At 38.3% G+C, this 20,846-nt stretch carries 24 protein-coding genes; 6 read left to right on the top strand and 18 right to left on the bottom strand.

From position 1 onward, the window contains the following. The first annotated feature begins 137 nt into the window (after nucleotides 1-137). Nucleotides 138-1,499 carry a citrate/2-methylcitrate synthase gene (locus DW059_RS12310; RefSeq protein WP_117698988.1) on the top strand — a complete coding sequence of 454 codons (1,362 nt, stop codon included), beginning with the start codon at nucleotides 138-140 and terminating at the stop codon, nucleotides 1,497-1,499. 126 nt (nucleotides 1,500-1,625) lie between these two features. Here DW059_RS12310 and DW059_RS12305 read toward each other — a convergent pair whose 3' ends face one another. Further along, a complete protein-coding gene (locus DW059_RS12305; RefSeq protein WP_022243885.1) occupies nucleotides 1,626-1,970 on the bottom strand; it encodes a hypothetical protein in 345 nt (114 codons plus the stop codon). 216 nt (nucleotides 1,971-2,186) lie between these two features. On the opposite strand from DW059_RS12305, the gene DW059_RS12300 reads away from it, so the two are divergent. Next, the gene (locus DW059_RS12300; RefSeq protein WP_117698987.1) at nucleotides 2,187-2,564 is read left to right on the top strand and encodes a response regulator; all 378 of its coding nucleotides are present in this window, start codon (nucleotides 2,187-2,189) and stop codon (nucleotides 2,562-2,564) included. Nucleotides 2,565-2,566: 2 nt separating this feature from the next. Beyond that, nucleotides 2,567-3,448 (top strand): chemotaxis protein CheX, encoded by an 882-nt coding sequence (locus DW059_RS12295; protein ID WP_117698986.1) that lies wholly within the window; start codon nucleotides 2,567-2,569, stop codon nucleotides 3,446-3,448. Between the two features lie 122 nt (nucleotides 3,449-3,570). On the opposite strand, the gene thrC is transcribed toward DW059_RS12295, so the two are convergent. After that, the gene (gene thrC / locus DW059_RS12290) at nucleotides 3,571-5,061 is read right to left on the bottom strand and encodes a threonine synthase (RefSeq protein WP_117698989.1); all 1,491 of its coding nucleotides are present in this window, start codon (nucleotides 5,059-5,061) and stop codon (nucleotides 3,571-3,573) included. 72 nt (nucleotides 5,062-5,133) lie between these two features. Next, nucleotides 5,134-6,549 carry a WD40/YVTN/BNR-like repeat-containing protein gene (locus DW059_RS12285; RefSeq protein WP_117698985.1) on the bottom strand — a complete coding sequence of 472 codons (1,416 nt, stop codon included), beginning with the start codon at nucleotides 6,547-6,549 and terminating at the stop codon, nucleotides 5,134-5,136. 281 nt (nucleotides 6,550-6,830) lie between these two features. On the opposite strand from DW059_RS12285, the gene DW059_RS12280 reads away from it, so the two are divergent. Beyond that, nucleotides 6,831-7,640 (top strand): hypothetical protein, encoded by an 810-nt coding sequence (locus DW059_RS12280; protein ID WP_117698984.1) that lies wholly within the window; start codon nucleotides 6,831-6,833, stop codon nucleotides 7,638-7,640. Here DW059_RS12280 and leuD read toward each other — a convergent pair. Together leuD and leuC are read right to left on the bottom strand one after the other, a co-directional pair. Continuing rightward, the gene (leuD, locus tag DW059_RS12275; protein WP_022243891.1) at nucleotides 7,627-8,115 is read right to left on the bottom strand and encodes a 3-isopropylmalate dehydratase small subunit; all 489 of its coding nucleotides are present in this window, start codon (nucleotides 8,113-8,115) and stop codon (nucleotides 7,627-7,629) included. The two genes, DW059_RS12280 and leuD, sit on opposite strands and share 14 nt — an antisense overlap. 12 nt (nucleotides 8,116-8,127) lie before the next feature. Beyond that, entirely contained in the window at nucleotides 8,128-9,387 is a 1,260-nt protein-coding gene (leuC, locus tag DW059_RS12270) for a 3-isopropylmalate dehydratase large subunit (protein WP_022243892.1), read from the bottom strand. 131 nt (nucleotides 9,388-9,518) lie between these two features. On the opposite strand from leuC, the gene DW059_RS12265 reads away from it, so the two are divergent. Further along, on the top strand, nucleotides 9,519-10,421 hold the full coding sequence (locus DW059_RS12265) for a LysR family transcriptional regulator (protein ID WP_117698983.1): 903 nt from the start codon (nucleotides 9,519-9,521) through the stop codon (nucleotides 10,419-10,421). A gap of 126 nt (nucleotides 10,422-10,547) precedes the next feature. Here the strand turns inward: DW059_RS12265 and ilvC are convergent, their stop codons facing one another. The 9 genes from ilvC to DW059_RS12220 form a co-directional block, all read right to left on the bottom strand. After that, nucleotides 10,548-11,570, bottom strand: coding sequence for a ketol-acid reductoisomerase (ilvC, locus tag DW059_RS12260; RefSeq protein ID WP_117698982.1), 1,023 nt, complete (start codon nucleotides 11,568-11,570; stop codon nucleotides 10,548-10,550). 24 nt (nucleotides 11,571-11,594) lie between these two features. Continuing rightward, complete coding sequence (gene ilvN, locus DW059_RS12255) at nucleotides 11,595-12,095, bottom strand: acetolactate synthase small subunit (RefSeq protein ID WP_022242269.1); 501 nt, start codon at nucleotides 12,093-12,095, stop codon at nucleotides 11,595-11,597. A gap of 187 nt (nucleotides 12,096-12,282) precedes the next feature. Then, on the bottom strand, nucleotides 12,283-12,651 hold the full coding sequence (locus tag DW059_RS12250) for an Hpt domain-containing protein (protein ID WP_117698981.1): 369 nt from the start codon (nucleotides 12,649-12,651) through the stop codon (nucleotides 12,283-12,285). 71 nt (nucleotides 12,652-12,722) lie between these two features. Continuing rightward, nucleotides 12,723-12,947 (bottom strand): hypothetical protein, encoded by a 225-nt coding sequence (locus DW059_RS16785; RefSeq protein WP_279220175.1) that lies wholly within the window; start codon nucleotides 12,945-12,947, stop codon nucleotides 12,723-12,725. Between the two features lie 312 nt (nucleotides 12,948-13,259). Beyond that, nucleotides 13,260-14,243, bottom strand: a complete 984-nt coding sequence (locus DW059_RS12240; RefSeq protein WP_199534353.1) for a hypothetical protein — start codon at nucleotides 14,241-14,243, stop codon at nucleotides 13,260-13,262. Between the two features lie 347 nt (nucleotides 14,244-14,590). Next, nucleotides 14,591-15,565 carry a ribosomal protein L7/L12 gene (locus tag DW059_RS12235; RefSeq protein WP_158552123.1) on the bottom strand — a complete coding sequence of 325 codons (975 nt, stop codon included), beginning with the start codon at nucleotides 15,563-15,565 and terminating at the stop codon, nucleotides 14,591-14,593. Between the two features lie 19 nt (nucleotides 15,566-15,584). Then, nucleotides 15,585-16,697, bottom strand: a complete 1,113-nt coding sequence (locus tag DW059_RS12230) for a hypothetical protein (RefSeq protein WP_117698979.1) — start codon at nucleotides 16,695-16,697, stop codon at nucleotides 15,585-15,587. Between the two features lie 50 nt (nucleotides 16,698-16,747). Continuing rightward, nucleotides 16,748-17,278, bottom strand: a complete 531-nt coding sequence (locus DW059_RS12225) for a hypothetical protein (RefSeq protein ID WP_117698978.1) — start codon at nucleotides 17,276-17,278, stop codon at nucleotides 16,748-16,750. Beyond that, nucleotides 17,278-18,471, bottom strand: a complete 1,194-nt coding sequence (locus tag DW059_RS12220) for an SPFH domain-containing protein (protein WP_117698977.1) — start codon at nucleotides 18,469-18,471, stop codon at nucleotides 17,278-17,280. Before DW059_RS12220 ends, DW059_RS12225 begins: the two co-directional genes overlap by 1 nt. Before the next feature lie 118 nt (nucleotides 18,472-18,589). On the opposite strand from DW059_RS12220, the gene DW059_RS12215 reads away from it, so the two are divergent. Further along, a complete protein-coding gene (locus tag DW059_RS12215) occupies nucleotides 18,590-18,829 on the top strand; it encodes a helix-turn-helix domain-containing protein (RefSeq protein ID WP_022242261.1) in 240 nt (79 codons plus the stop codon). Nucleotides 18,830-19,114: 285 nt separating this feature from the next. Here DW059_RS12215 and DW059_RS12210 read toward each other — a convergent pair whose 3' ends face one another. From DW059_RS12210 to DW059_RS12195, 4 genes are all read right to left on the bottom strand, one after another. Beyond that, nucleotides 19,115-19,354: a DNA-binding protein gene (locus DW059_RS12210; protein ID WP_117698976.1), complete on the bottom strand. Its 240-nt coding sequence runs from the start codon at nucleotides 19,352-19,354 to the stop codon at nucleotides 19,115-19,117. Nucleotide 19,355: 1 nt separating this feature from the next. After that, complete coding sequence (locus DW059_RS12205; RefSeq protein ID WP_158552122.1) at nucleotides 19,356-19,592, bottom strand: helix-turn-helix domain-containing protein; 237 nt, start codon at nucleotides 19,590-19,592, stop codon at nucleotides 19,356-19,358. Between the two features lie 401 nt (nucleotides 19,593-19,993). Then, nucleotides 19,994-20,518 carry an O-acetyl-ADP-ribose deacetylase gene (locus DW059_RS12200; RefSeq protein WP_117698975.1) on the bottom strand — a complete coding sequence of 175 codons (525 nt, stop codon included), beginning with the start codon at nucleotides 20,516-20,518 and terminating at the stop codon, nucleotides 19,994-19,996. Beyond that, a complete protein-coding gene (locus DW059_RS12195; protein WP_117698974.1) occupies nucleotides 20,490-20,735 on the bottom strand; it encodes a hypothetical protein in 246 nt (81 codons plus the stop codon). Before DW059_RS12195 ends, DW059_RS12200 begins: the two co-directional genes overlap by 29 nt. Nucleotides 20,736-20,846: the final 111 nt, after the last annotated feature.

Raw genomic sequence — 20,846 nt, 5'->3', positions numbered from 1 at the left:
ACATTAGTACTATCTTCCTATAATTCTAAATTTTTTAGAAAAAAATTTTAAACTTTCTTTAAAATTTACGCTTTTTTCTTGTTTTCTACAACCGAAATATGATAACATATTAAAATAATTAAAAGAGGAGGAACAATATGACAGGACGTTTTTATGAAATCACACCGGAAATAATGGAACTTGCGAATAAATGCTCCGCATCATCCATCATTCCTTCTGAATTATATACGAAATATAATGTTAACCGTGGTCTTCGTGATTTAAATGGAAAGGGTGTTCTGGTAGGACTTACACACATTTCTGATGTATGCTCTACCAAGCTGGTAAATGGAGAATACATTCCAGCTGAGGGCGAACTTTATTACCGTGGCTATAATGTAAAAGATTTAGTAAAAGGAATTGCACCGGACAGCCATTTTGGATTTGAGGAATGTGCTTATCTTCTGATGTTTGGTGAGCTTCCAACCAAAGAACAGTTGAAAAACTTCTGTGGACTGCTTTCCGAATACCGTACACTTCCAACCAGCTTTGTGCGTGATATTATTATGAAAGCTCCAAGCAAAGATATGATGAATACACTGGCAAGAAGTGTGCTTACACTTTATTCCTATGATGACCGTGCCAATGATATTTCACTTCCAAATGTATTGAGACAGTGTTTACAGCTTATCAGCTTATTTCCACTGCTTTCTGTATATGGTTATCAGGCTTACCGCCATTATCATGATGGTGCCAGTCTTTATATTCATACCCCTCAGCCGGAATTATCTACTGCAGAAACAATTCTTCATATTCTGCGGCCAGACAGTAAATATACCCCATTAGAGGCAAAACTTTTAGATATTGCATTAATCTTACATATGGAGCATGGTGGTGGAAATAACTCTACCTTTACTACCCATCTGGTATCTTCTTCCGGAACCGATACTTATTCTGTTATTGCTGCATCCCTTGGTTCCCTGAAGGGTCCGAAACATGGTGGTGCCAATATCAAAGTGGTTCAGATGTTTGAAGATATGAAACGCACTGTAAAAGACTGGACAGATGAAGACGAAGTAGGTAAATATCTTACCGCACTTCTTCATAAAGAAGCTTTTGACCATGCCGGTCTTATCTATGGAATGGGTCATGCAGTATATTCTCTTTCCGACCCAAGAGCAGTCATCTTCCGCGGTTTTGTGGAAAAACTTTCCCAGGAAAAGGGCTATGAGAAAGAGTTTGCACTCTACTCTTTAGTAGAACGTCTTGCACCGGAAATCATCGCCAAAGAGCGTAAAATCTATAAAGGCGTAAGTCCGAACGTAGACTTCTTCAGCGGATTTGTTTATCATATGCTTGACCTTCCATTAGAGCTTTATACACCGATTTTTGCAATTGCAAGAATTGCCGGCTGGAGTGCCCACCGCTTAGAAGAGCTTTCCCAGAATGGAAAAATTATGCGTCCTGCATATCGTAACATCGGCGAACGCAAAGAATATGTTCCGATTGACAAACGTTAAACCGCATGATTCTGCCGCCTGCAGCTTTTTATGGAATGCTTAGACACAAAAAACTGTAGTTCTTATCTGGTATCTTTTCCAGATATAAACTACAGTTTTTTATAAATTATTCTAAATAAATATTTTTTATAAATACTTCTCTCTGGCATTCTTTAATGTACTGACCAAAAAAAGACAGGATAACACCAGCAGCAGCAGGATTCCTGATTTAATAATAATCGGCAGTTTAAAGATGGTCTCACCCAATGCCGTCACAATGCCATATACTAATGCCAATGCCCCGCAAAGAAGCATTTTCGGTGTTACCTCTTCTCTTATCTTCTCCGGATGTTTACATTTCTTTAATTCCTCCGGCGTTGCCAGAAGGCTGCTTGTCTTTCCGGTACTTTTCATCCATATGCCATTCATAAGAACATAGACACCTACCAGTGCTACCACAACATCTACTACTAAATTCCAGTTTACTTTCATAATATGTAACCTCTTTTACTCTTTTTTCCTGACTCTGATTTATCTTACCACACTTTACATTGCTATGTGAACATATTTATCATATAACCTTCTATTCTTATTTGTTTTTTATGCAAAACCACGAATTTTATCGAAAAAGCCATTGAAACTTTTGGTCAACTATTGTAGTATATTAATATGTTCTAATTATTCTAGTTGTATTTGGAGGGATTATATATGAAATTAGACGAAGCAAAAATCCTGATTGGAGATGACTCCATTCTTGCAAGAAAACAGTTAAAAGACATTATTGCGCAGTATGGTGGTACAACTTTTGTTGAGGCAGCAAATGGTCAGGAAGCAATTGACAAATTCAAATCCGATAAACCTGATATCGTTTTTCTTGATATTGTTATGCCTGTAAAAGATGGTATTGCCGCTGTAAAAGAAATTAGAGAATCTGACCCGAAAGCGGTTATTATTATCGTATCTTCTGTTGGTACACAGGCTCAGTTAAAGAATGCAATTGAAGCCGGTGCAAAGGACTTTATCCAGAAACCGTTGAATGTTGAACAGATTGAGCGGGTACTGAAGAATTATTTTGAAGGGAGATAATTATGTATACACAGTTTTTTGGTAATTTTCTTTTAAGCAAAAGTGCTGTTCCTGCGGATAAACTGGTAGATGCATTAGAGAGGCAGTCCTCTTCCTATCTGAAATTAGGTACTCTGGCAATTCATGCCGGATTATTAAATGCTTCCCAGGTTGACGCTATTGTATGCCGTCAGACCCATGAAGACAAGAAATTTGGTGAAATTGCAATCGAAGGCGGATATCTTACAAAGGAACAGGTTGACAAATTACTCTCCTCGCAGAAACCAGACTACCTGCTTTTAGGTCAGATTTTGATTGAAGACGGACTGCTTACCAACAGTCAGTTTGAGGAATTACTTGCAGAATATCAGGCAAGTAATGAAATTGATGATTTAAATGTTGCTAACGAACAGAATGATATGGTTGAAAAGCTGATTCATAAATTCTTCCATTTTGATAATTCTGATATGTCAGGAAAGATTGTTGCATACCTTAATCTTCTCTTTAATGATATCGTTCGTTTCATCGGAAAGGATTTTACACCATTAAATCCACTGATGAAATCCGAGTATATGACCAACTATTGTGTTACCCAGAAAGATGAAGGTTTACTTTCTTTCAATTCTGGTGTAGACATGAGTAAATCTGTTGCAATTGCTTTTGCATCCCGTTATGCCAAAGAAGAATTCCATGAATTCGATGAGTATGTAAAAGCTTCTATCGAAGATTTCTTAAATCTTCACAACGGATTATTTAATGTAAATATGTCTAATGAATTTTCCCTGGAATTAAACTTATGTCCTCCGGAAGTTCATGAGGAAGAAACACTTACAAATGCCACTAAGATTTATGTATTTCCAATTATTTTCCCATTTGGAACCATTCACTTCCTGATGGAAATCTAATCTTAAGCCTTTACATTTTATTTACATAAACAAAACCCTGTCAGATTTCTCTGACAGGGTTTTGTTACCTTATACCCATAAGAAACTGCCGGTAGCAGATTCTCTATGTTTTACATAAGCATTTAGATATTTAAAAATGCTTTTACCGTCTTAGGCATATCTTCTACATCGCATTCTGTCTTATGAAGTACTTCTGCACTGCGGATGTCTTCAATTGCCTGTGGAACTGTTACATTTGCAATCTTGCTTAACTCATCTACCAGTTCAAAATCAGTCATGGAATCATATTTTTCTTTATCAATGGCATCCATTACGCTTCTGGTAAACTTGAACGGGCTTGCTGTTGATGCAATAACAGTCTTGGTATTATCACCGGTCTCTTTTACATATTTGTGGTATACACCGGTTGCTACAGCAGTATGTGTATCAATCACATAGCCGGTCTTCTCATAGAGGTCACGGATTACTTCTGCTGTTTCTTCCTCTGTGGTGTAATTGCCATAGAAGTCAGCAAGCTGGGCACGCATCTCATCGGTAATCATATATCTGCCCTCTTCTGTTAATGCACGCATGAATTCTGCATTCTTCTCTGCATCATTTCCGGCAATACGATAAATCAGACGCTCTAAGTTGCTGGAAATCAGTATATCCATGGATGGAGAAGAAGTTAGTACAAATTCACGGTTTCTGTCATAGGTTCCGGTTGAGAAGAAGTCAAATAATACTTTGTTCTCATTGGAAGCACAGATTAATTTTGCAATCGGAAGTCCTAAGTTCTTTGCATAGAAAGCTGCTAAGATATTTCCGAAGTTACCGGTTGGAACTACAACATTAATCTTTTCATCTTTTGCAATTGCACCATTTTCATATAATTTTGCATATGCATATACATAATAAACAATCTGAGGAACAAGACGGCCGATATTAATGGAGTTAGCAGAGGAAAACTGATATCCGGCTTTGTCCATCAATTCTGCCAGTTCTTTATCAGAAAACATTTTCTTAACGCCGGTCTGTGCCTGGTCAAAGTTACCATGAATACCAACTACATGTGTATTTGCCCCTTTCTGGGTAACCATCTGCTTCTCCTGAATCGGGCTGACACCATTCTTTGGATAGAATACAATAATCTTAGTACCAGGAACGTCTGCAAATCCTGCTAAAGCAGCTTTTCCGGTATCACCAGAAGTTGCTGTTAAAATAACAATTTCATTCTTTACATGGTTTTTCTTTGCAGCAGTTGTCATAAGGTAAGGCAGAATGGATAATGCCATATCCTTAAATGCTATCGTAGCTCCATGAAAAAGCTCCAGATAATATGCACCGTCTGCATCTACTAACGGAGCAATCTCTTCTGTATCAAATTTAGAATCATATGCACTATTGATACAATGCTTTAATTCTTCTTCTGTAAAGTCTGTTAAGAAAAGCTTCATTACCTCATAAGCAGTCTCCTGATAGCTCATTTTTGACAGGGTATCCATATCAACGTCAAGCTTTGGTAATGAATCCGGCACAAATAAACCACCGTCTCCTGCAAGACCCTTTAAAATTGCCTGTGAAGCTGTTGCCTTTTCATCTGAGTTTCTTGTACTTGTGTAAATCAAATCCATTTTTTGTCCCTCTTTTGCTCTCTGCATAAAATTTGTTCTGTCTTTCATTATATAAGAACCTGCAGTTTACTGTCAATAACTTATCCCAGAATAATTCCATGTATTCCCACTATCTATGGATTCAAAAAGAATTCCATCGTTTTCACCCATAGCAGATATTACTTTTATTATAAGTTTTCCATCTTTCTGCTGTGGCATCTTGCAATAATCATAGTCTGATATGGAAAATCCATACTCTGCTGCCGTGTCCGGGAGTTCTGTCACTTCATCCATGGAAAGTTCAATCATGGAAAATGTTTTCCCGCCATCCTGTGTCAGATAAAGTGTGGAATAATCACCTGACGCTCCAGCCAATCCGATAACGCCCAGATTTTCATTATAGAATTCTATTCCTTCTGCCACACCAATATTTCCATCAAACGGATCTGCATTTTGCTGATTCCAGCTCTGCCCGCCATCCTTTGTCATTTCAAGCTCATAAAAACGGCTGCCGGCAGCTGCATCCGCCACCAACAGACGATAACCGGTATTGTCATCTAAAAAAAAGTACACGCTTCCATCTTCCCTGTTTTCTGTCCACGGAGTGCCATCTCCGCTCTCTTCCTCATCATTGCCATCATTGCCGGCTACGGCATTGGTGTCTGCATTCCCATTGTTATCCGTTGTGTCATTTCCAGCACCGTTTTTTGCTTCATCAATCTGCTCCTGCCGGTTTTGCTGGGCTAACACTGCAGCACTGGTATATTTTGGATTTATGATATAAGTTATAATTTCACCTGTATTTTCTTCGCCACCAGTAGAAAATGTAACTGCAAAACCTGTAACTTCTCCGCCATATTCCAACTGGCTTAAAATTGAATTTTCATTTGTATCTGCATTTCCATCTATATCTTCATTTTCATCTATATCTGCATTTTCTGCATTTATCACCTGTAGGCTATCTGCACTGGAAAAGGCTCTTTTCCCAGAATAACTTATTCCAAAGGTATGGCTCTTTGTTTCTTCTGCCCAGCTATCTACACGTTCTTTCACCTTTATATTTCCCAATAGTTCAAAAAGCGGTGTCAGGCACATATCTTCTTCATAATCTGTCTTGGCATAATTATTGATGTAAACTGTCATTTTGCTGCTTTTCTTCCGGTTATAGTCCACAAGATAGGTTCTGGTTTCTCCATTCTCATCCTCACCATAGAAAAACGTATCTATTGCAGCAATCTCTCCGGTAGCATAGAAAGTCACATTAAAATGGTTCACCAGATAAATTTTCTTAGGAAGCCCGATTTCATTATCCAGATCCTCCAATATCCCTGCCACACTGTCATCAAAGAAATTATCATGCTTTAATGTTATCTTTACTTCATCACTTTTTTGAAACCGTTCGGATGTCTTGAAAAAATATAACCCTCCAAGGCATACCAGTAACAGAATCATCCCTGCTTTTAGCCAGTTTTTTAATTGATATTTCTTTCTTGTATTTTCCTGCTTCAACGAATTGCTCCTTTCCACCTGCAATCATATCACTATTCCAATAACGCCGCCAAATATTCCTGATATTTCCACGAATTTTTATATCCTTGCAATTTCCAATATATATTGGCATCATAGCATATTTTTCATTTCAAAAGTTTGATATTTTCTTAAGATATTTTCCTGTTTTCATGCTTTCCTAAAAATGTTATACTCAAAGTGATGCTTACCGTAAGAACTCGCCACCGGCAGCTTCTTACAGATAATTTGTAACTAAGAATTTTAGAATGTGAGGATTTACCATGCTTCCCGGTGCTTTTTCAGCCAAAACAAAAGACGGAACCATCTACTACCGTTCCAGCCTTACCTATAAAAGAAAACATATCAGTCTTGGAAGCTTTCCAACGGAAGAAGAAGCCCATCTTGCCTATAAAGAGGGGACTTCTCTACTTTCTGAGTCTGAAATCACACTGGAAAATTATACCGCATATATTAAACTTTTAGATTTTGCCAAAGCCATTACACTTTTAAATTTCCGTGACAACGGCGTCTATATCAAGAATCCGATTTATCTGAAGCAGAATTATTTTCTCTATTTTCTCGCACCACAGACGGAATATAAATTTGATATTGATGATTTATTCTTTTATTCCAGCCACAGGATTATGCAGCGTGGTGGCCGGCTTTTTGTAAATGAATACGGCATGCAGACCGGGATTCTCTCCCGCTATGGAGTCCGTAATCATGCGGTACTGGATGTAGATTACACTTTCGCCAATGGTAACCCCTTCGATTACAGCTACGCCAATATTATTGTCATTAACCGCTACCGTGGAGTTGCCCAAACAGAACACAACGGACTCCTCCGTTATCAGGCTTTTATCCATATCAATGGCAATTATTCCATTGGTACTTATTCTTCCGAAGAAAAAGCTGCCATTGCCTACAACAAAGCTGTTGATCTGGCAAAGGCAGCCGGTATTCATAAGAATTTTGAAGAAAACTATATTACAGAGCTATCCGCTAGAGAATATGCAGAAATTTATACTAATCTTAAAATCTCTCCAAAATATATCAATTATCTTTCTACACTTTCTGCTATTTCTGATTGATGTAATTTACCAGTCCCTCGCAATCGATAATCTTCTGCATAAATGGTGGGAATGCCTGACCCTGGAAACTCTTTCCAGTGGTCTTGTCGGTAATGACACCAGTATCAAAATTTACCTCTACCTCATCTCCTGCTTTGATTTCCAAAGCTGCTTCCTTACATTCAATAATCGGAAGTCCGATATTGATTGCATTACGATAGAAAATACGTGCAAAAGTCTCTGCTATGACGCAGCTTACACCAGCGGCTTTAATTGCAATTGGTGCATGTTCTCTGGATGAACCGCATCCAAAGTTCTTCTCCGCTACAATAATATCTCCTGCAGATACTTTATTTACGAATTCCTTATCAATATCTTCCATACAATGTAAGGCAAGTTCCTTAGGGTCGGAAGAATTCAGATATCTTGCCGGTATAATAACATCTGTGTCTACGTTGTCACCGAATTTAAATACTTTTCCTTCTGCTGCTTTCATGTTCTAATCCTCCTATACTTCTTCCGGGCTGGAAATCTTTCCTGTAATTGCACTTGCTGCTGCAACTGCCGGGCTTGCCAGATAAATTTCCGAATCCACATGTCCCATACGTCCCACAAAGTTACGGTTGGTTGTAGATACGCATCTTTCATTCTCAGCAAGGATTCCCATATAGCCACCAAGGCAAGGTCCGCAGGTCGGTGTGCTGACAATAGCACCTGCTTCAATAAAGGTTCTGATATATCCGGCTTCCATGGCATCCAGATAAATCTGCTGGGTTGCAGGAATTACGATTACACGTAAACCTTTCTTTACTTTCTTTCCTTTCAGGATAGAAGCTGCAATCTTAAGGTCATCTAATCTTCCATTCGTACAGGAACCGATTACTACCTGATCAATAGTAATGTCGCCTACTTCATCAATGGTCTTTGTATTTTCCGGAAGATGTGGAAATGCTACGGTTGGGCGAAGTGTACTAAGGTCAATGGTATACTCCTCATCATATACAGCATCCTCATCTGCTTCATATACTTTATAAGGGCGCTTGGAATGCTCTTTCATATATGCTTCTGCTTTCTCGTCTACCGGGAAGATTCCGTTCTTTCCGCCGGCTTCAATTGCCATATTTGCAATGGTAAAACGGTCATCCATGGAAAGATACCGGATACCATCACCTACGAATTCCATAGACTTATATAATGCTCCATCCACACCAATCATTCCGATGATATGTAAAATAACATCTTTACCGCTAATCCATGGTGCTGGTTTTCCTGTGATATTGAATTTAATCGCGGATGGTACTTTAAACCATGCTTTTCCGGTTGCCATTCCTGCCGCCATATCAGTACTTCCAACACCGGTGGAAAATGCTCCCAATGCTCCATATGTACAGGTATGTGAATCTGCTCCGATAATAACATCTCCTGCAACAGTCAGTCCTTTTTCCGGAAGAAGTGCATGTTCGATACCCATTTCTCCTACATCAAAGTAGTTGGTGATTTCGTTTTTGCATGCAAACTCTCTGACGCATTTACAATGCTGTGCAGATTTGATGTCTTTATTTGGTACAAAGTGGTCCATAACCAGTGCAATTTTATCCTTATGGAACACTCCGTCTACTTTCATTTTCTCTATCTCATGGATAGCCACCGGTGAAGTAATATCATTTCCCAATACCAAGTCTAAATCTGCTTCAATCAACTGGCCAGCCTGAACAGAATCAAGTCCCGCATGTGCCGCAAGAATCTTCTGTGTCATTGTCATTCCCATTTGAAATTCCTCCTGAAATTAAATCATTTTTTCTATACTGTTGCTATTATAGCACAGCTAGTGGTATAATGGAAATACATATTAAACATATTTATTATGATTTTTAGTTATAAACACGGAGGAATCTATAAATGTTGCAGAGTTTATCCAGTTACCGTATTTTCTATACCGTAGCAAAAACACAGAATATATCAAAGGCAGCCAAAGAGCTTTATATCAGCCAGCCTGCCATCAGTAAATCCATACAGAAACTAGAGGAAAGCCTGGGCTGCGAACTCTTCCGCCGAAGTTCCCGCGGCGTATTGCTGACCGAAGAAGGTGAACTTCTTTTTACTCATGTCAGTTCCGCTTTCGAAACCCTGACTTTAGGGGAAGATAAATTAAAGAACTCCTTAGAACTTGGTGTCGGCCACTTAAAAATCGGTGTCAGTTCCACTCTCTGCAAATACATGCTTTTACCTTATTTAAAGGATTTCACAAAACGGTATCCGCATATCAATATTTCTATCGTATGCCAGTCTACTAACGAATCCTTACAGATGTTAGAAGAAAACAAAATTGATATCGGTCTGATTGCAAGGCCGGAAAACCAGAAGACTTTAAATTTCAGCAATGTGGCTGAAATTGAAGATATTTTTGTTGCAACGGAAGCTTACTTAAACGTATTGAATGCAAGGGGCATTTCTTCCGATGCAATCTTACAGAATTCTACACTGATGCTTCTTGATAAGCACAACATGACCCGTCAGTATATTGATGATTATTTACAGGAAAATAAAATTGAGACCAGAGATTTAATCGAAGTCTCTACGATGGACCTCTTAATTGACTTTGCAAAAACCAATCTGGGTGTTGCCTGCGTCATCCGCCAATTTGTCCAGAACGAACTTGCAAATAAAGAGTTATTAGAGATTCCACTTGGTTTTCCAATTCACAAGCGTGAAATTGGCTTCGCTTATAAAAACACCTTAAAGCCTTCGAAATCCTTGGAATTATTTATTGATTTCTACCAGAAATTTCATCCGGGCGAATAAGATGCATCACTGTCAGTTTCTTACAAATGCCTGTCAGCTACGAGAAACATACTTTAAGAGTTTCTCGCGTCAAAAAAAGCTGCCGCAATCGCGACAGCTTTTTTATCATCTTTTTGAAGTATCAGATTAGTTGTTAACCAGCTTATCTTCTTCGTTGTTCCAGCTATACAGCTTACGAATTTCTTCGCCGACTTTCTCTGATGGATGCTCAGAAGCAAGCTTTCTCATAGCTTTGAAGTGTACCTGGCGTCCTGCCGGTGACATATCAAGTAAGAATTCTTTTGCAAAAGTACCATCCTGAATATCTGTTAAAATCTGTTTCATTGCTTTCTTTGTCTCAGCAGTAACAATCTTAGGTCCTGTGATATAATCACCATATTCAGCAGTGTTAGAGATAGAATATCTCATTCCAGCGAATCCTGACTGGTAGATTAAGTCAACAATCAGTTTCATCTCATGGATACACTCGAAGTATGCATTTCTCGGGTCATAACCAGCTTCGCAAAGTGTTTCGAAACCAGCCTGCATAAGCGCACAAACACCGCCACAAAGAACTGCCTGCTCACCGAAGAGGTCTGTCTCTGTCTCTGTACGGAAGGTTGTCTCAAGAAGTCCTGCTCTTGCTCCACCAATTCCAAGACCATATGCTAATGCCAGGTCAAGTGCTTTACCGGTTGCATCCTGCTCTACTGCTACCAGACAAGGAGTTCCTTTTCCAGCCTGATACTCAGAACGTACAGTATGTCCTGGTGCCTTAGGAGCGATCATTGTTACGTCAACATCCTTTGGAGGTTTGATACATCCGAAATGAATGTTAAATCCGTGAGCGAACATTAACATGTTTCCTGGCTCAAGGTTTGGCTCAATATCGTTCTTATACATATCTGCCTGTAACTCGTCATTGATAAGAATCATAATAATATCAGCCTGTTTTGCAGCTTCTGCTGCTGTATATACTTTGAATCCCTGTTTTTCTGCTTTTGCCCAGGATTTGCTACCATTGTAAAGTCCAATAATGACATCACAGCCTGATTCCTTTAAATTTAATGCATGTGCATGTCCCTGGCTACCGTAACCAATGATGGCGATTTTCTTACCATCCAGTAAGGAAAGGTTACAATCTTCCTGATAATAAATTTTTGCTGCCATTTTTTCAGCCTCCTGTTTTAATGATTAATCTAAATATGTAACATCGGCAGACCCTCTGGTCAAACCTGTGATACCGGTTCTAGCGAGCTCTAATATCTCATAGCCCTGTAACAGATCCATAAATGCATCTAATTTATCCTGATGCCCTGTCAGTTCAATTACCATGGAATCGTTAGTGACATCAACCACCTTGCCATGGAAAATATTGGTAACGCTTAAGATTGCCTGACGTTCTGTATCCTTTGCTTTAATCTTAACCAGAATCAGTTCTCTTGTAACGGATGTACCCGGCTCTAATTTCTTAATATTGCGCACATCTTCTAACTTTGCCAACTGCTTCTCAATCTGCTCTAAAATCTGTTCGTCACCACTTGCTACTATCGTAATTCTGGTATATCTTGGATCTGCAGTTACACCAGAAGAAAAACTATCGATATTGTATCCTCTCCGGCTGAAAAGTCCTGAAATATGACTTAATACACCAGAAGTATTCTCTACTAAAATAGATAATGCCTGTTTTCTCATGCGAAAACCATCCTTTTTCTTTCATTCACATTACAGTTATTCTAGCATATCAGTTCTGTTTGTCAATACTAAAATGGCTTAAAGTAATAATATTTTTTTATGCAATAACCTATGGTTATATCATTGATAACAATAACATAAAACTACATGAAACACATTTTGCAATCTGGCAGGCTGCCTGCATAAATTACGGCTGTGAATCCCTGTATTTCCGGATAATATCAATTGTCTTCTGATAATCCATTCTGACTTTCCTAAATTGCTGCAGCATCTCTTCTCCGTATATTTTATAGCGGAGCTGTTCGCACAGAATTATACTTGATTTGCTCAGCCGTCCCAACCCGAGCGTCATGGTCTCTCCCTTTAAGGTATGTACCAGATCAAAGGCTTTCTCATAATCCCTTTCCTGTAAAGCTTCATCAATCCGCTGTACTTCATCGCTTTCTAAGAATTTTATCAAAAAACGGTGTACCAGCTCTTCCTTCCGGAGTCTGCGCATGACCTCTGCATAATCTCCCTCCAGTTCCTTGTAGCATTGCTCTAAATCCATACTCATATTCCCTTTCTGTTGATTTTCTCATAGCATTATAGTACACCACCGTTTTTTCTTTTTCAAGCAATTCTTCCTTATTGTCTGGTGTTTCCATCCGGCTGCACCGGCGGTTCATTCTGTTGCTTTACACTTTGTTGTCCTTCCGAGAGCATAATAAGTGTCCTGGTTATTACTTTTCTTGCATATTCCAATGCCTCTTCTCCATCATATACCGTATCAACCTGGTACTTATGAAATACAAGAATATCTGTAACAGCTTCTGCCATGCTTTCTTCGTCTTCTGCATAGAGTAACTTCATAAAAACATCCTCCTTGCTGCATAACCTGTCAGGCATACCATAGCTAGCTTCCTACAAGCATTTTGGAACTATAGAAAACACATTTTGCAGGAAAGCAATTTCCTGTAAAACAAAAAAGCCAGGATAAAATCCTGACTATATTTTCGGGGAGTACCTCCCGAACTCCGAAGAGCCCGAGAGGCATGAGTTATGAAAAATTATATTAGCTTAATAGCTAGTACTTTTATACTATATCTTATAAAAATATGTTTGTCAAGTGTTTCCCTACAATTTTTCTTAGGGACTTACTTGGGTATATTTCCATTTGAATTTCTACAGTTTTTGATATATTTTTTCTACGTCATAATCCGGCGCCATAGTTGCTGCAATTTCATATATCTTCCTGATATTTTCCGGCTCTTCTTCCAGCATATCAGCTGTTTCTTCTACGGAGTTGCCTTTTTGCAGTTTCTTGATTACCTGACGAATTAGTTGCAGTTTTTCGCCCTGCTCCAAACCCTGCTCCAAGCCTTCTTCCAAACCCTGTTCCAGACCTTGTTCCAGACCTTGTTTTCGACCCTGCTCCAATTTATTTTCCAGTTCTTTTTCAATTTCATCTTTCATTAATTCACGCAATGCTTCACACATCTCATTTTGCCTCCTTAACAGACTATATACCTGCTTATTTGCATTTACACTTACTTGAAGTACCGAATCAATATTGCTCCGTTCATTCTTACTTTCCAAATAATGTATCTGTTCCAAAAATAGTTCTGCATCCTGCATCTCTACCTGTGTAGTCAATACCCGCAGGCTGCAATGAGCTTTTCTTTCCAACTGACTTGTTACTACAACTTGTACTGGGAACGGAACTTTTCCTCTTACATAATAAATTCCAGGATACATTTTTTTCAGGATATATCCTTCTTTTTTCAGTTCCTGAAAAAGTGCCTTCGGATAAGCATTCCGAAAAAAGGATACGGTCACCTCAGATGCTGGAATTTTATTGACTGCTATCCCCTGCGCCTTATATAAGCTGGCGTATCCAATTACCTTAAAGAAGGAATCTATCGTCAATTCATCTCCCGGTCCCTTATACTCTAAAATATTGTGTCCCCTCATAATATGACCAATTTCATTTTGTAACGTCCGCTTCCAATCCATCTTTTTAATAATCACAAGATCAATCTGAAGTGGTTTCTTACTTAAATTATACTCCGGAATTAATTCCAGTACATCCAGATCTTGTCGCAGTTCCAGTTCTGTTGCTGCACAAAACGCCGGATGCCATTGTAATTTTTCTGTTTTTCCTGACATTTCTTCTCCTTTCTTTTGTCTTGGAGAGTATACTTTTGCAATGTCACTTAACCGCAACAACCTTTGTCTGAAAGAATTCTCTCCGCTTCATTTAATGTGAAATAAAAGCTTTGAAAATTCCTGTTATCATATCAGGTTATGTGGTGAACCCGGCGAAATGATAGAATACCGGTATACTTCTGACAGGCTATGTGCCATTGAAATGTATATAGAAATATCAAGCTTTGATTGCATTATAACATGATGAAATGAAAATGTCAGTAAAAAAAGAAAGCATCTGCCCTCCCTTAATCGGATAAGCAGATGTTTTCCATCTCAATTTCTTTCAACTTCTATTTTTGTATCTGTTACATGCATCTTGCTCCGCACTTTGTGCAGAATTTTGCACCCGGCATAATTTCATTTCCGCACTGTGAACAGAACATTTTCTGAGCTTCCTCAACTTTGGTGCCGCATTTCGGGCAGAATTTTGTGCCTGATGCAAGTTCGGCACCGCAATTATTGCAATAACAACCACCTTGTTCCTGTTTATCTCTATACTTCATTTTACTTGTTGCACCAATTGCATCAAGTTCCTGTTTCATTTCTTCTAATACTTCCAAAGAACCTTTTATAAAGAAACCATTTCCAGCTTCAATTTCATCAATACATTCTTTTGCTTCCCTAAGATCTGATCCTGTATATTCTCGAATCAATTTAATCAGCTGAACCCTCTTGTCTCCTGTAGATGTAATAATCAATGCTGCTTCTGTGTCCATTTCTACATACATATCATCTTCATCCACATCTGAATCATTTTCATTCATATCCATTTCATAATCTGCTCCAAGATTATCCAAAACTTTTATTAACTCTTCTACTCTTTCATTTCTGGCTGAAATTTGAAATCCATTATTTTCTGACAAATCATTTAAAAGTTTTAATTCCAAATCTTTTCTATCTAATCCAAGTATCTGATGATATGCTTCGATTACTTTTTCTCCCTGATCTCCTAATGAAAAAATTGCAATAGATGTATTCATTTCTGCATCATCTTCATCTTGCCAATTCTTTTGAATATAAGTAAATGCACCTGCCTCATCCAATTCCTGTTGCATCTGCTGTAATAATTCTAAAGACTCTAATGTACACACGGTTGACTGTTCATCTAAAATATTGCCATTAATTAAATTGCTTAACTCCGTATAATCTGACTGCAGATATTTTTGAATAATTGATATAATCTGTACCGGGTTAGGACCAACATCTGTAATTACAATTCTATATTCCGGTATCTCCTGCTGTACTCCCTTATTTCCAAATAATGATTTCATGAATCCCATTTTCATTTCTCCTTTTCTACTAGTAGTATTTTCCGGCTTCAATTAATAAAGGAATAATTTCTTCCGGTTTTATCTGCTGCAGTTGTTCTAATCTGCTTCCGATACGATTGATATTCTGTATATTCATTTGTTCCTCATCAAAGCGACGCTGTAAAATCTCATGTCTTTCCTGTAATTTCTGAATCTGTTCATCCATTTTATCAATATTAAGCTGTGCATCATCTTTCTGTGGATTTGCCGTAATGAACCCAAGAATAACAAAGTAAATCAAAATACCCAGAATAATTACACCAACAGACACTGCAACACGGAGAATTGTCCGGACACAGCTCCATAAAATGCGTAAAATTCCTGCAAAAAATCCATAATTCATTGCATTGGCAAATAAATGTCTCACATCAATAATCCAGCGGAACAGGGAAACAGCACACCATACCAGTACTAACGCACAGATAATACCGATTGCAATAGAAATTGCCTTGCGGACAGGGGAAGTCTGGCTCCAACGCTCTGCAAACTCTTCCTTTTTCCGTGTCAGTGTGTTTTCCTGCAATTTAGACATTTCAGTTACCTGTTGTATTTTAGAACTAATCTCATTCTGCTGTGCATTCCGCTCATTCAATGACTTTCCAAGACTTGCTAAAGCGATCTGTCTGCCGTCATTTAAAATACCTTCCATCTCCTGAAGAATCTCTGGAGTAACATCCTCACAGCGATATATTTGCTGAATATAATCTCCTATCTCCCCCCAATTTATATGTTTCTTCTTTTTTTCACATAAAATCAGTCCATAATAGCCCTTACAGCTCCACATAAAATCATTACGGATTCCTGTAAATTCTGCTTTTGCCGCCGAAATGTTTCCCTGATTTAGTAATGTCATGGCATTTTTATAACGGTTATCCAGACCATCTCTTCCACTTCCTCCGGCAACAGCAACAGTCAGATTGATATTTTCAATTGTTTTCTTCAAATCCTGATGAATATTTTCAATATGTTCATCTGTTTTCTGAAACTCTTTTGATAAATTATGTACCAGGAAAAGATTATCACATGCCATGCATTCATACTTTTCCTCTGTAATTTTTCTTACTGCACCACTGCCACAACTGGGACATTTTATTTCTTCCATTTTCTAGCCCTGCTCCTTTGTATTTTTTATTTTTCTGATTTCAAGCTGCTTCATGATGCTCCGCAGATTTCCGCAAAAGCGGCTTCATCTGTTGTTGAAGAAAGCTGCAATATCAACTGTCTGATTGCCTCATTTTCTGTTGCCACTGCAGGTGAACTGACCGGATCACTGTATCGCATCTTTTCCAGCACTTTGTCAATTTCTTTGCGGTTGACCTCATCTGTAATCTGCACTCTGCAAATTTCAAGCTGCTGAATAAGTCCTTTAAACACTTCGATGGAACTCTGTTCCTGTGTCTGAACCTTTGTAATATATTTATTACTTGCTGCCATAGCAATCTCAATGATAATGAAAACTGCTAAAATCGCACTCTGTAACAAATAGGAATACACCTGATAATCCTTCGGAATTTTCAGGCAGACCTTAAAGAAAACAAAAATCTGAATTACAAGATAGACTCCGCTCAGATATACAAGCGGCATCTTTAATGCTGCCTTTTGTTTTTCCTGTTTATGAAATACCAGAAATGCAAAAATTGGCTGCATCAATATTGCAATCAGGCAAAATATGTACTTGAACATTATTTCTCCCTCCTCGTTCCGCATTTCGTACAGAAATTAGCTTCCGGCGGCATTTCATTTCCACAGTTTGCGCAGAAAATCTTCTGTGGAATCACCACTTTTTCACCACACTGGAAACAGAATTTAGCATCCTTCGACAGACTCGTTCCACACTTGACACAGGTAATATTTCCACCTTGCGCCTGCGGCTGTACTGCTGGCTGCGACTGTGTTGCTGCAATATCTGGCTGCATTGCTGCTGTCCCTGTCTGCGCTGCTGTTACCGGCTGTGCCTGAACTGCTGCATCCATATTGTTTTTCATCATGTCACCCATGGAAAACGCCAGTGGAATCTGTGCCATCATATTCGCCGGATTCGCTGCAAAGCCTTCATTCTGTGCAAATGTTCTGCTTACATCAAACTGCTGCTCCTGTTGCCAGGTATATCCCTGCAGTTCTCTCGCTTTGGCAAGTCCTTCTGCTTCAATTACGGTAGCATCACGATTTCCCATTGCTTCAAACCGCTTCTGTGCCATGCTGTTATCTAATTTTTTAAGTTCTTCCAAATCGTCCGGCTTAATGGTAACTGCAGACACAAAGAAATTTAAAATCCGGATGCCATAGCCTTCAAGGTCGCTTTCCACCTGACCGGCAACGTTTTCGGAAATTTCATTCAAATGCTGGTTGAAAACATTGTAGCTATATTTGCTGAGTTCTACTGCAATGCAATTTTTTACTCTTGTAACTAAAAGGTCTTTAAAAAATTTCTGAATATCTTTGGTGGTCATTGCTTTTTCGGTACCAACCAGATTAATCAGAAGCTTTCTTCCATCCTCTATTTTCAGTCCGAAAGAACCACTGGCACCGGCACTGTAACTATAGCCGTAATTCGGATCACGAACTGTCACCTGACTTGGTGTTCCCCATGCGATATCCATCATGGTCGCAAGGTTAATAAAATAAACCTCCACATGGAACGGACTTACTCCGCCCGAAACCAGATTTCTTATTTTGGAAATAAGTGGAATGTTTTTCGTTTCTAAGGTATAACGACCTGCTTTAAAAGAATCCAGTGCCTGTCCGTCACTGAAAAATACTGCCTCCTGCGACTCATGCACAATCAATTGTGACAGCGTATTAAAGTCTTCTGCGGGATGCTTATAAATAAGAGTTAAATTATCCCCTTCATATTTGATCACTTCCTGAATAGCCATCAAACTTTCTCCTTCCGTAAATTTATATAAACTCCTTTCTCGATTATACTACAAAACTTCCATTTTGGACACTTTTTTCTTCCATTTTGGATATTATTTTCTCAACGAGGTGATACATATGTCAGAAAGAATTAATCAACACCTGCATCCACTGGTAGGTTCTAACATCCGGAGACTGCGGAAAGAACAGGGTTTGAAAGCCACCGAAGTCATTGCGAAGCTCCAATGTGATGGCATCAATGTAACTACCGGCATATTCAGCAAGGTGGAAAATGGTTATAATAACCCAACGGTAGATATGCTGATTGGATTGACCAAGATTTTTAATTGTGATTTTAATGAATTCTTTAAACAATAATAGGCAGCTAAACGGTGAATGGTTTAGTTGCCTGTTGTTGTTTTGTCATATAAAAGGGGAGCTACCAATATTATTTTTTGAAATATGTTATTTTCTACAATGTTGTCCTGTCGTTGACTTTGCCTGATTCTGACATAATCACACTACACATAACATCAAGTGTCTAACACGTTTTTATTATATCATCACCATCTTTTTTTACAATACTAACGCTTATGAAATATACTAATAAAACAAGGTCAGTCTTTCCACACCATGGTGATTCCAAGACTGACCTTAATGTCACTAATTCATATTCTGTTGCAATTCTTTTATGTTGTCCAAATCAGACAAATCCATTCCTTCATATCTCTCAACAAAATCTATCAATGTTGATTTACGAACCTTTAGACTACCTAATCGAAGTGCAGATAATAGTTTTCTGTTAATCAACTCATATACCAGATGCCCATTCACCTCTAATACCGCTGCCGTCTCACGCACATTGTACAAAAGCTTTTCGTCTTTTAAATCCTTTTTATCCATTTTACACCATCCCTCCTAAATATGTTCCTAAAATCGTATTTGCATCAGTTTTGTAAAAATTAATAAATCTAAAAAGCATCTGAATACTCATTCCCTTTGAGCCTTCCTCAATTCGTGCATAATGACATAAACTCATATCCATTTCCTCAGCCGCCTTCATCTGTGTCATTTTTCTTTTTTCACGTAAATCTCTTATATTATTTCCAATCACATATGGATCAAATTTAGTTCTGCTCACTTCTGCCACCTCCATCAATTAACATCCATACTCCTCTGCATGTGATATTTTTCTCTTACTCATAATAAATTATCTCCTTTACGATTTCGTATTGGAGAGCTCCGGCGCCTTCACTCTCGTGACGTGCTCTCTCAAGCACATGTTTATTGTATATTGTCATGGATGAATTACCGACCGTGTTTACGCGACAATTTTGTCGTGTTAACACGACATTTGCATCTGCTTCTAATATACTTAAATATTTTTTACAGATAGGACTTCCGTTCGAAGCAAAAAAAAGAATCCATGCCTTTCCCGCATGAATTCATTTTATCGTTCCTTACGCATCCTTATATTCTATTTTTAATGGTGTATGTGTCTCAAATATCTGTCATATATAAAGTCTGCTATAATTAATACAATTATTTGTCGTATAATTTATCAACCTCGGCTTCATACACCGATTCAGTCTGAGTATCAAACAGCACCCATTCCACCAAATCGAAGCTGTCCGGATTATCTTGCAAGAACCTGTTTACTGTATGTACTGCAATCTTTGCTGCCAACTCAACCGGAAAACCATATGCTCCCGTTGATATGGAAGGAAATGCAATAGACCTTATTCCATTATCCATTGCTAACTTCATAGAATTAAAATAGCAGTTAGCAAGAAGTTCCTCTTCTCTATTTCTTCCACCATTCCATATCGGTCCGACAGTATGTATAACATCATCACATGGCAGATTATATGCCTTAGTGATTTTAGCCTCTCCCGTATCACATCCATGAAGTGTCCTGCACTCCACCAGAAGTTCCGGTCCTGCGGCTCTGTGAATAGCACCATCTACTCCGCCTCCTCCAAGAAGAGAGCTGTTTGCTGCATTCACGATTGCCTGCACATCTGTTATTTTCGTAATATCACCTTTTATCGTCTTGATCAAGTACATTTTCTTCTCCTTTATCTTCAACAATTAATGCTAAATAATATGCAAATGGAATCAATATTTTCTGCTGTACAGAACTCTCATCATACACAATTATCTTCTTTTGAATAGCATTTAAATCTGTGAAATACGCTAAATACAGACTGAACAATTCCCAATATGTTTGATCCCAAATCAAAGCCTTTTCTTCACTCGCTTTTATAATACGTGGAAAAAGCATAATTTGTTAGAAATCATTTTTATAATTAATCCATAATTATTACAAACAGATTCTATCACCCTATCTATATGATCTGCTGTATATTCAGAAACATTATCACGTACAATACTA

It is taken from the genome of Roseburia sp. AF42-8 (assembly GCF_003435965.1).
Classification (GTDB): domain Bacteria; phylum Bacillota; class Clostridia; order Lachnospirales; family Lachnospiraceae; genus Roseburia_C; species Roseburia_C amylophila.
Note: the sequence above shows the minus strand (reverse complement) of the source record. Positions and strands in the feature narration are given on the sequence as shown.

What these genes read in the sequence shown, in the direction of transcription:
- leuD (WP_022243891.1), bottom strand. Translation starts at nt 8,115, where the DNA reads ATGAAAGCAGCAGAAGGAAAAGTATTTAAATTCGGTGACAACGTAGAC.
- DW059_RS12195 (WP_117698974.1), bottom strand. Translation starts at nt 20,735, where the DNA reads ATGCTTTTTCCACGTATTATAAAAGCGAGTGAAGAAAAGGCTTTGATT.
- DW059_RS12210 (WP_117698976.1), bottom strand. Translation starts at nt 19,354, where the DNA reads ATGGATAAAAAGGATTTAAAAGACGAAAAGCTTTTGTACAATGTGCGT.
- DW059_RS12220 (WP_117698977.1), bottom strand. Translation starts at nt 18,471, where the DNA reads ATGGCTATTCAGGAAGTGATCAAATATGAAGGGGATAATTTAACTCTT.
- DW059_RS12305 (WP_022243885.1), bottom strand. Translation starts at nt 1,970, where the DNA reads ATGAAAGTAAACTGGAATTTAGTAGTAGATGTTGTGGTAGCACTGGTA.
- DW059_RS12300 (WP_117698987.1), top strand. Translation starts at nt 2,187, where the DNA reads ATGAAATTAGACGAAGCAAAAATCCTGATTGGAGATGACTCCATTCTT.
- DW059_RS12310 (WP_117698988.1), top strand. Translation starts at nt 138, where the DNA reads ATGACAGGACGTTTTTATGAAATCACACCGGAAATAATGGAACTTGCG.
- DW059_RS12250 (WP_117698981.1), bottom strand. Translation starts at nt 12,651, where the DNA reads ATGAGTATGGATTTAGAGCAATGCTACAAGGAACTGGAGGGAGATTAT.
- DW059_RS12215 (WP_022242261.1), top strand. Translation starts at nt 18,590, where the DNA reads ATGTCAGAAAGAATTAATCAACACCTGCATCCACTGGTAGGTTCTAAC.
- ilvC (WP_117698982.1), bottom strand. Translation starts at nt 11,570, where the DNA reads ATGGCAGCAAAAATTTATTATCAGGAAGATTGTAACCTTTCCTTACTG.
- thrC (WP_117698989.1), bottom strand. Translation starts at nt 5,061, where the DNA reads ATGGATTTGATTTACACAAGTACAAGAAACTCAGATGAAAAGGCAACA.
- DW059_RS12230 (WP_117698979.1), bottom strand. Translation starts at nt 16,697, where the DNA reads ATGGAAGAAATAAAATGTCCCAGTTGTGGCAGTGGTGCAGTAAGAAAA.
- DW059_RS12200 (WP_117698975.1), bottom strand. Translation starts at nt 20,518, where the DNA reads ATGTACTTGATCAAGACGATAAAAGGTGATATTACGAAAATAACAGAT.
- DW059_RS12235 (WP_158552123.1), bottom strand. Translation starts at nt 15,565, where the DNA reads ATGGGATTCATGAAATCATTATTTGGAAATAAGGGAGTACAGCAGGAG.
- leuC (WP_022243892.1), bottom strand. Translation starts at nt 9,387, where the DNA reads ATGGGAATGACAATGACACAGAAGATTCTTGCGGCACATGCGGGACTT.
- DW059_RS12265 (WP_117698983.1), top strand. Translation starts at nt 9,519, where the DNA reads ATGTTGCAGAGTTTATCCAGTTACCGTATTTTCTATACCGTAGCAAAA.
- DW059_RS12295 (WP_117698986.1), top strand. Translation starts at nt 2,567, where the DNA reads ATGTATACACAGTTTTTTGGTAATTTTCTTTTAAGCAAAAGTGCTGTT.
- DW059_RS12280 (WP_117698984.1), top strand. Translation starts at nt 6,831, where the DNA reads ATGCTTCCCGGTGCTTTTTCAGCCAAAACAAAAGACGGAACCATCTAC.
- DW059_RS16785 (WP_279220175.1), bottom strand. Translation starts at nt 12,947, where the DNA reads ATGAAGTTACTCTATGCAGAAGACGAAGAAAGCATGGCAGAAGCTGTT.
- DW059_RS12240 (WP_199534353.1), bottom strand. Translation starts at nt 14,243, where the DNA reads ATGTCAGGAAAAACAGAAAAATTACAATGGCATCCGGCGTTTTGTGCA.
- DW059_RS12225 (WP_117698978.1), bottom strand. Translation starts at nt 17,278, where the DNA reads ATGTTCAAGTACATATTTTGCCTGATTGCAATATTGATGCAGCCAATT.
- ilvN (WP_022242269.1), bottom strand. Translation starts at nt 12,095, where the DNA reads ATGAGAAAACAGGCATTATCTATTTTAGTAGAGAATACTTCTGGTGTA.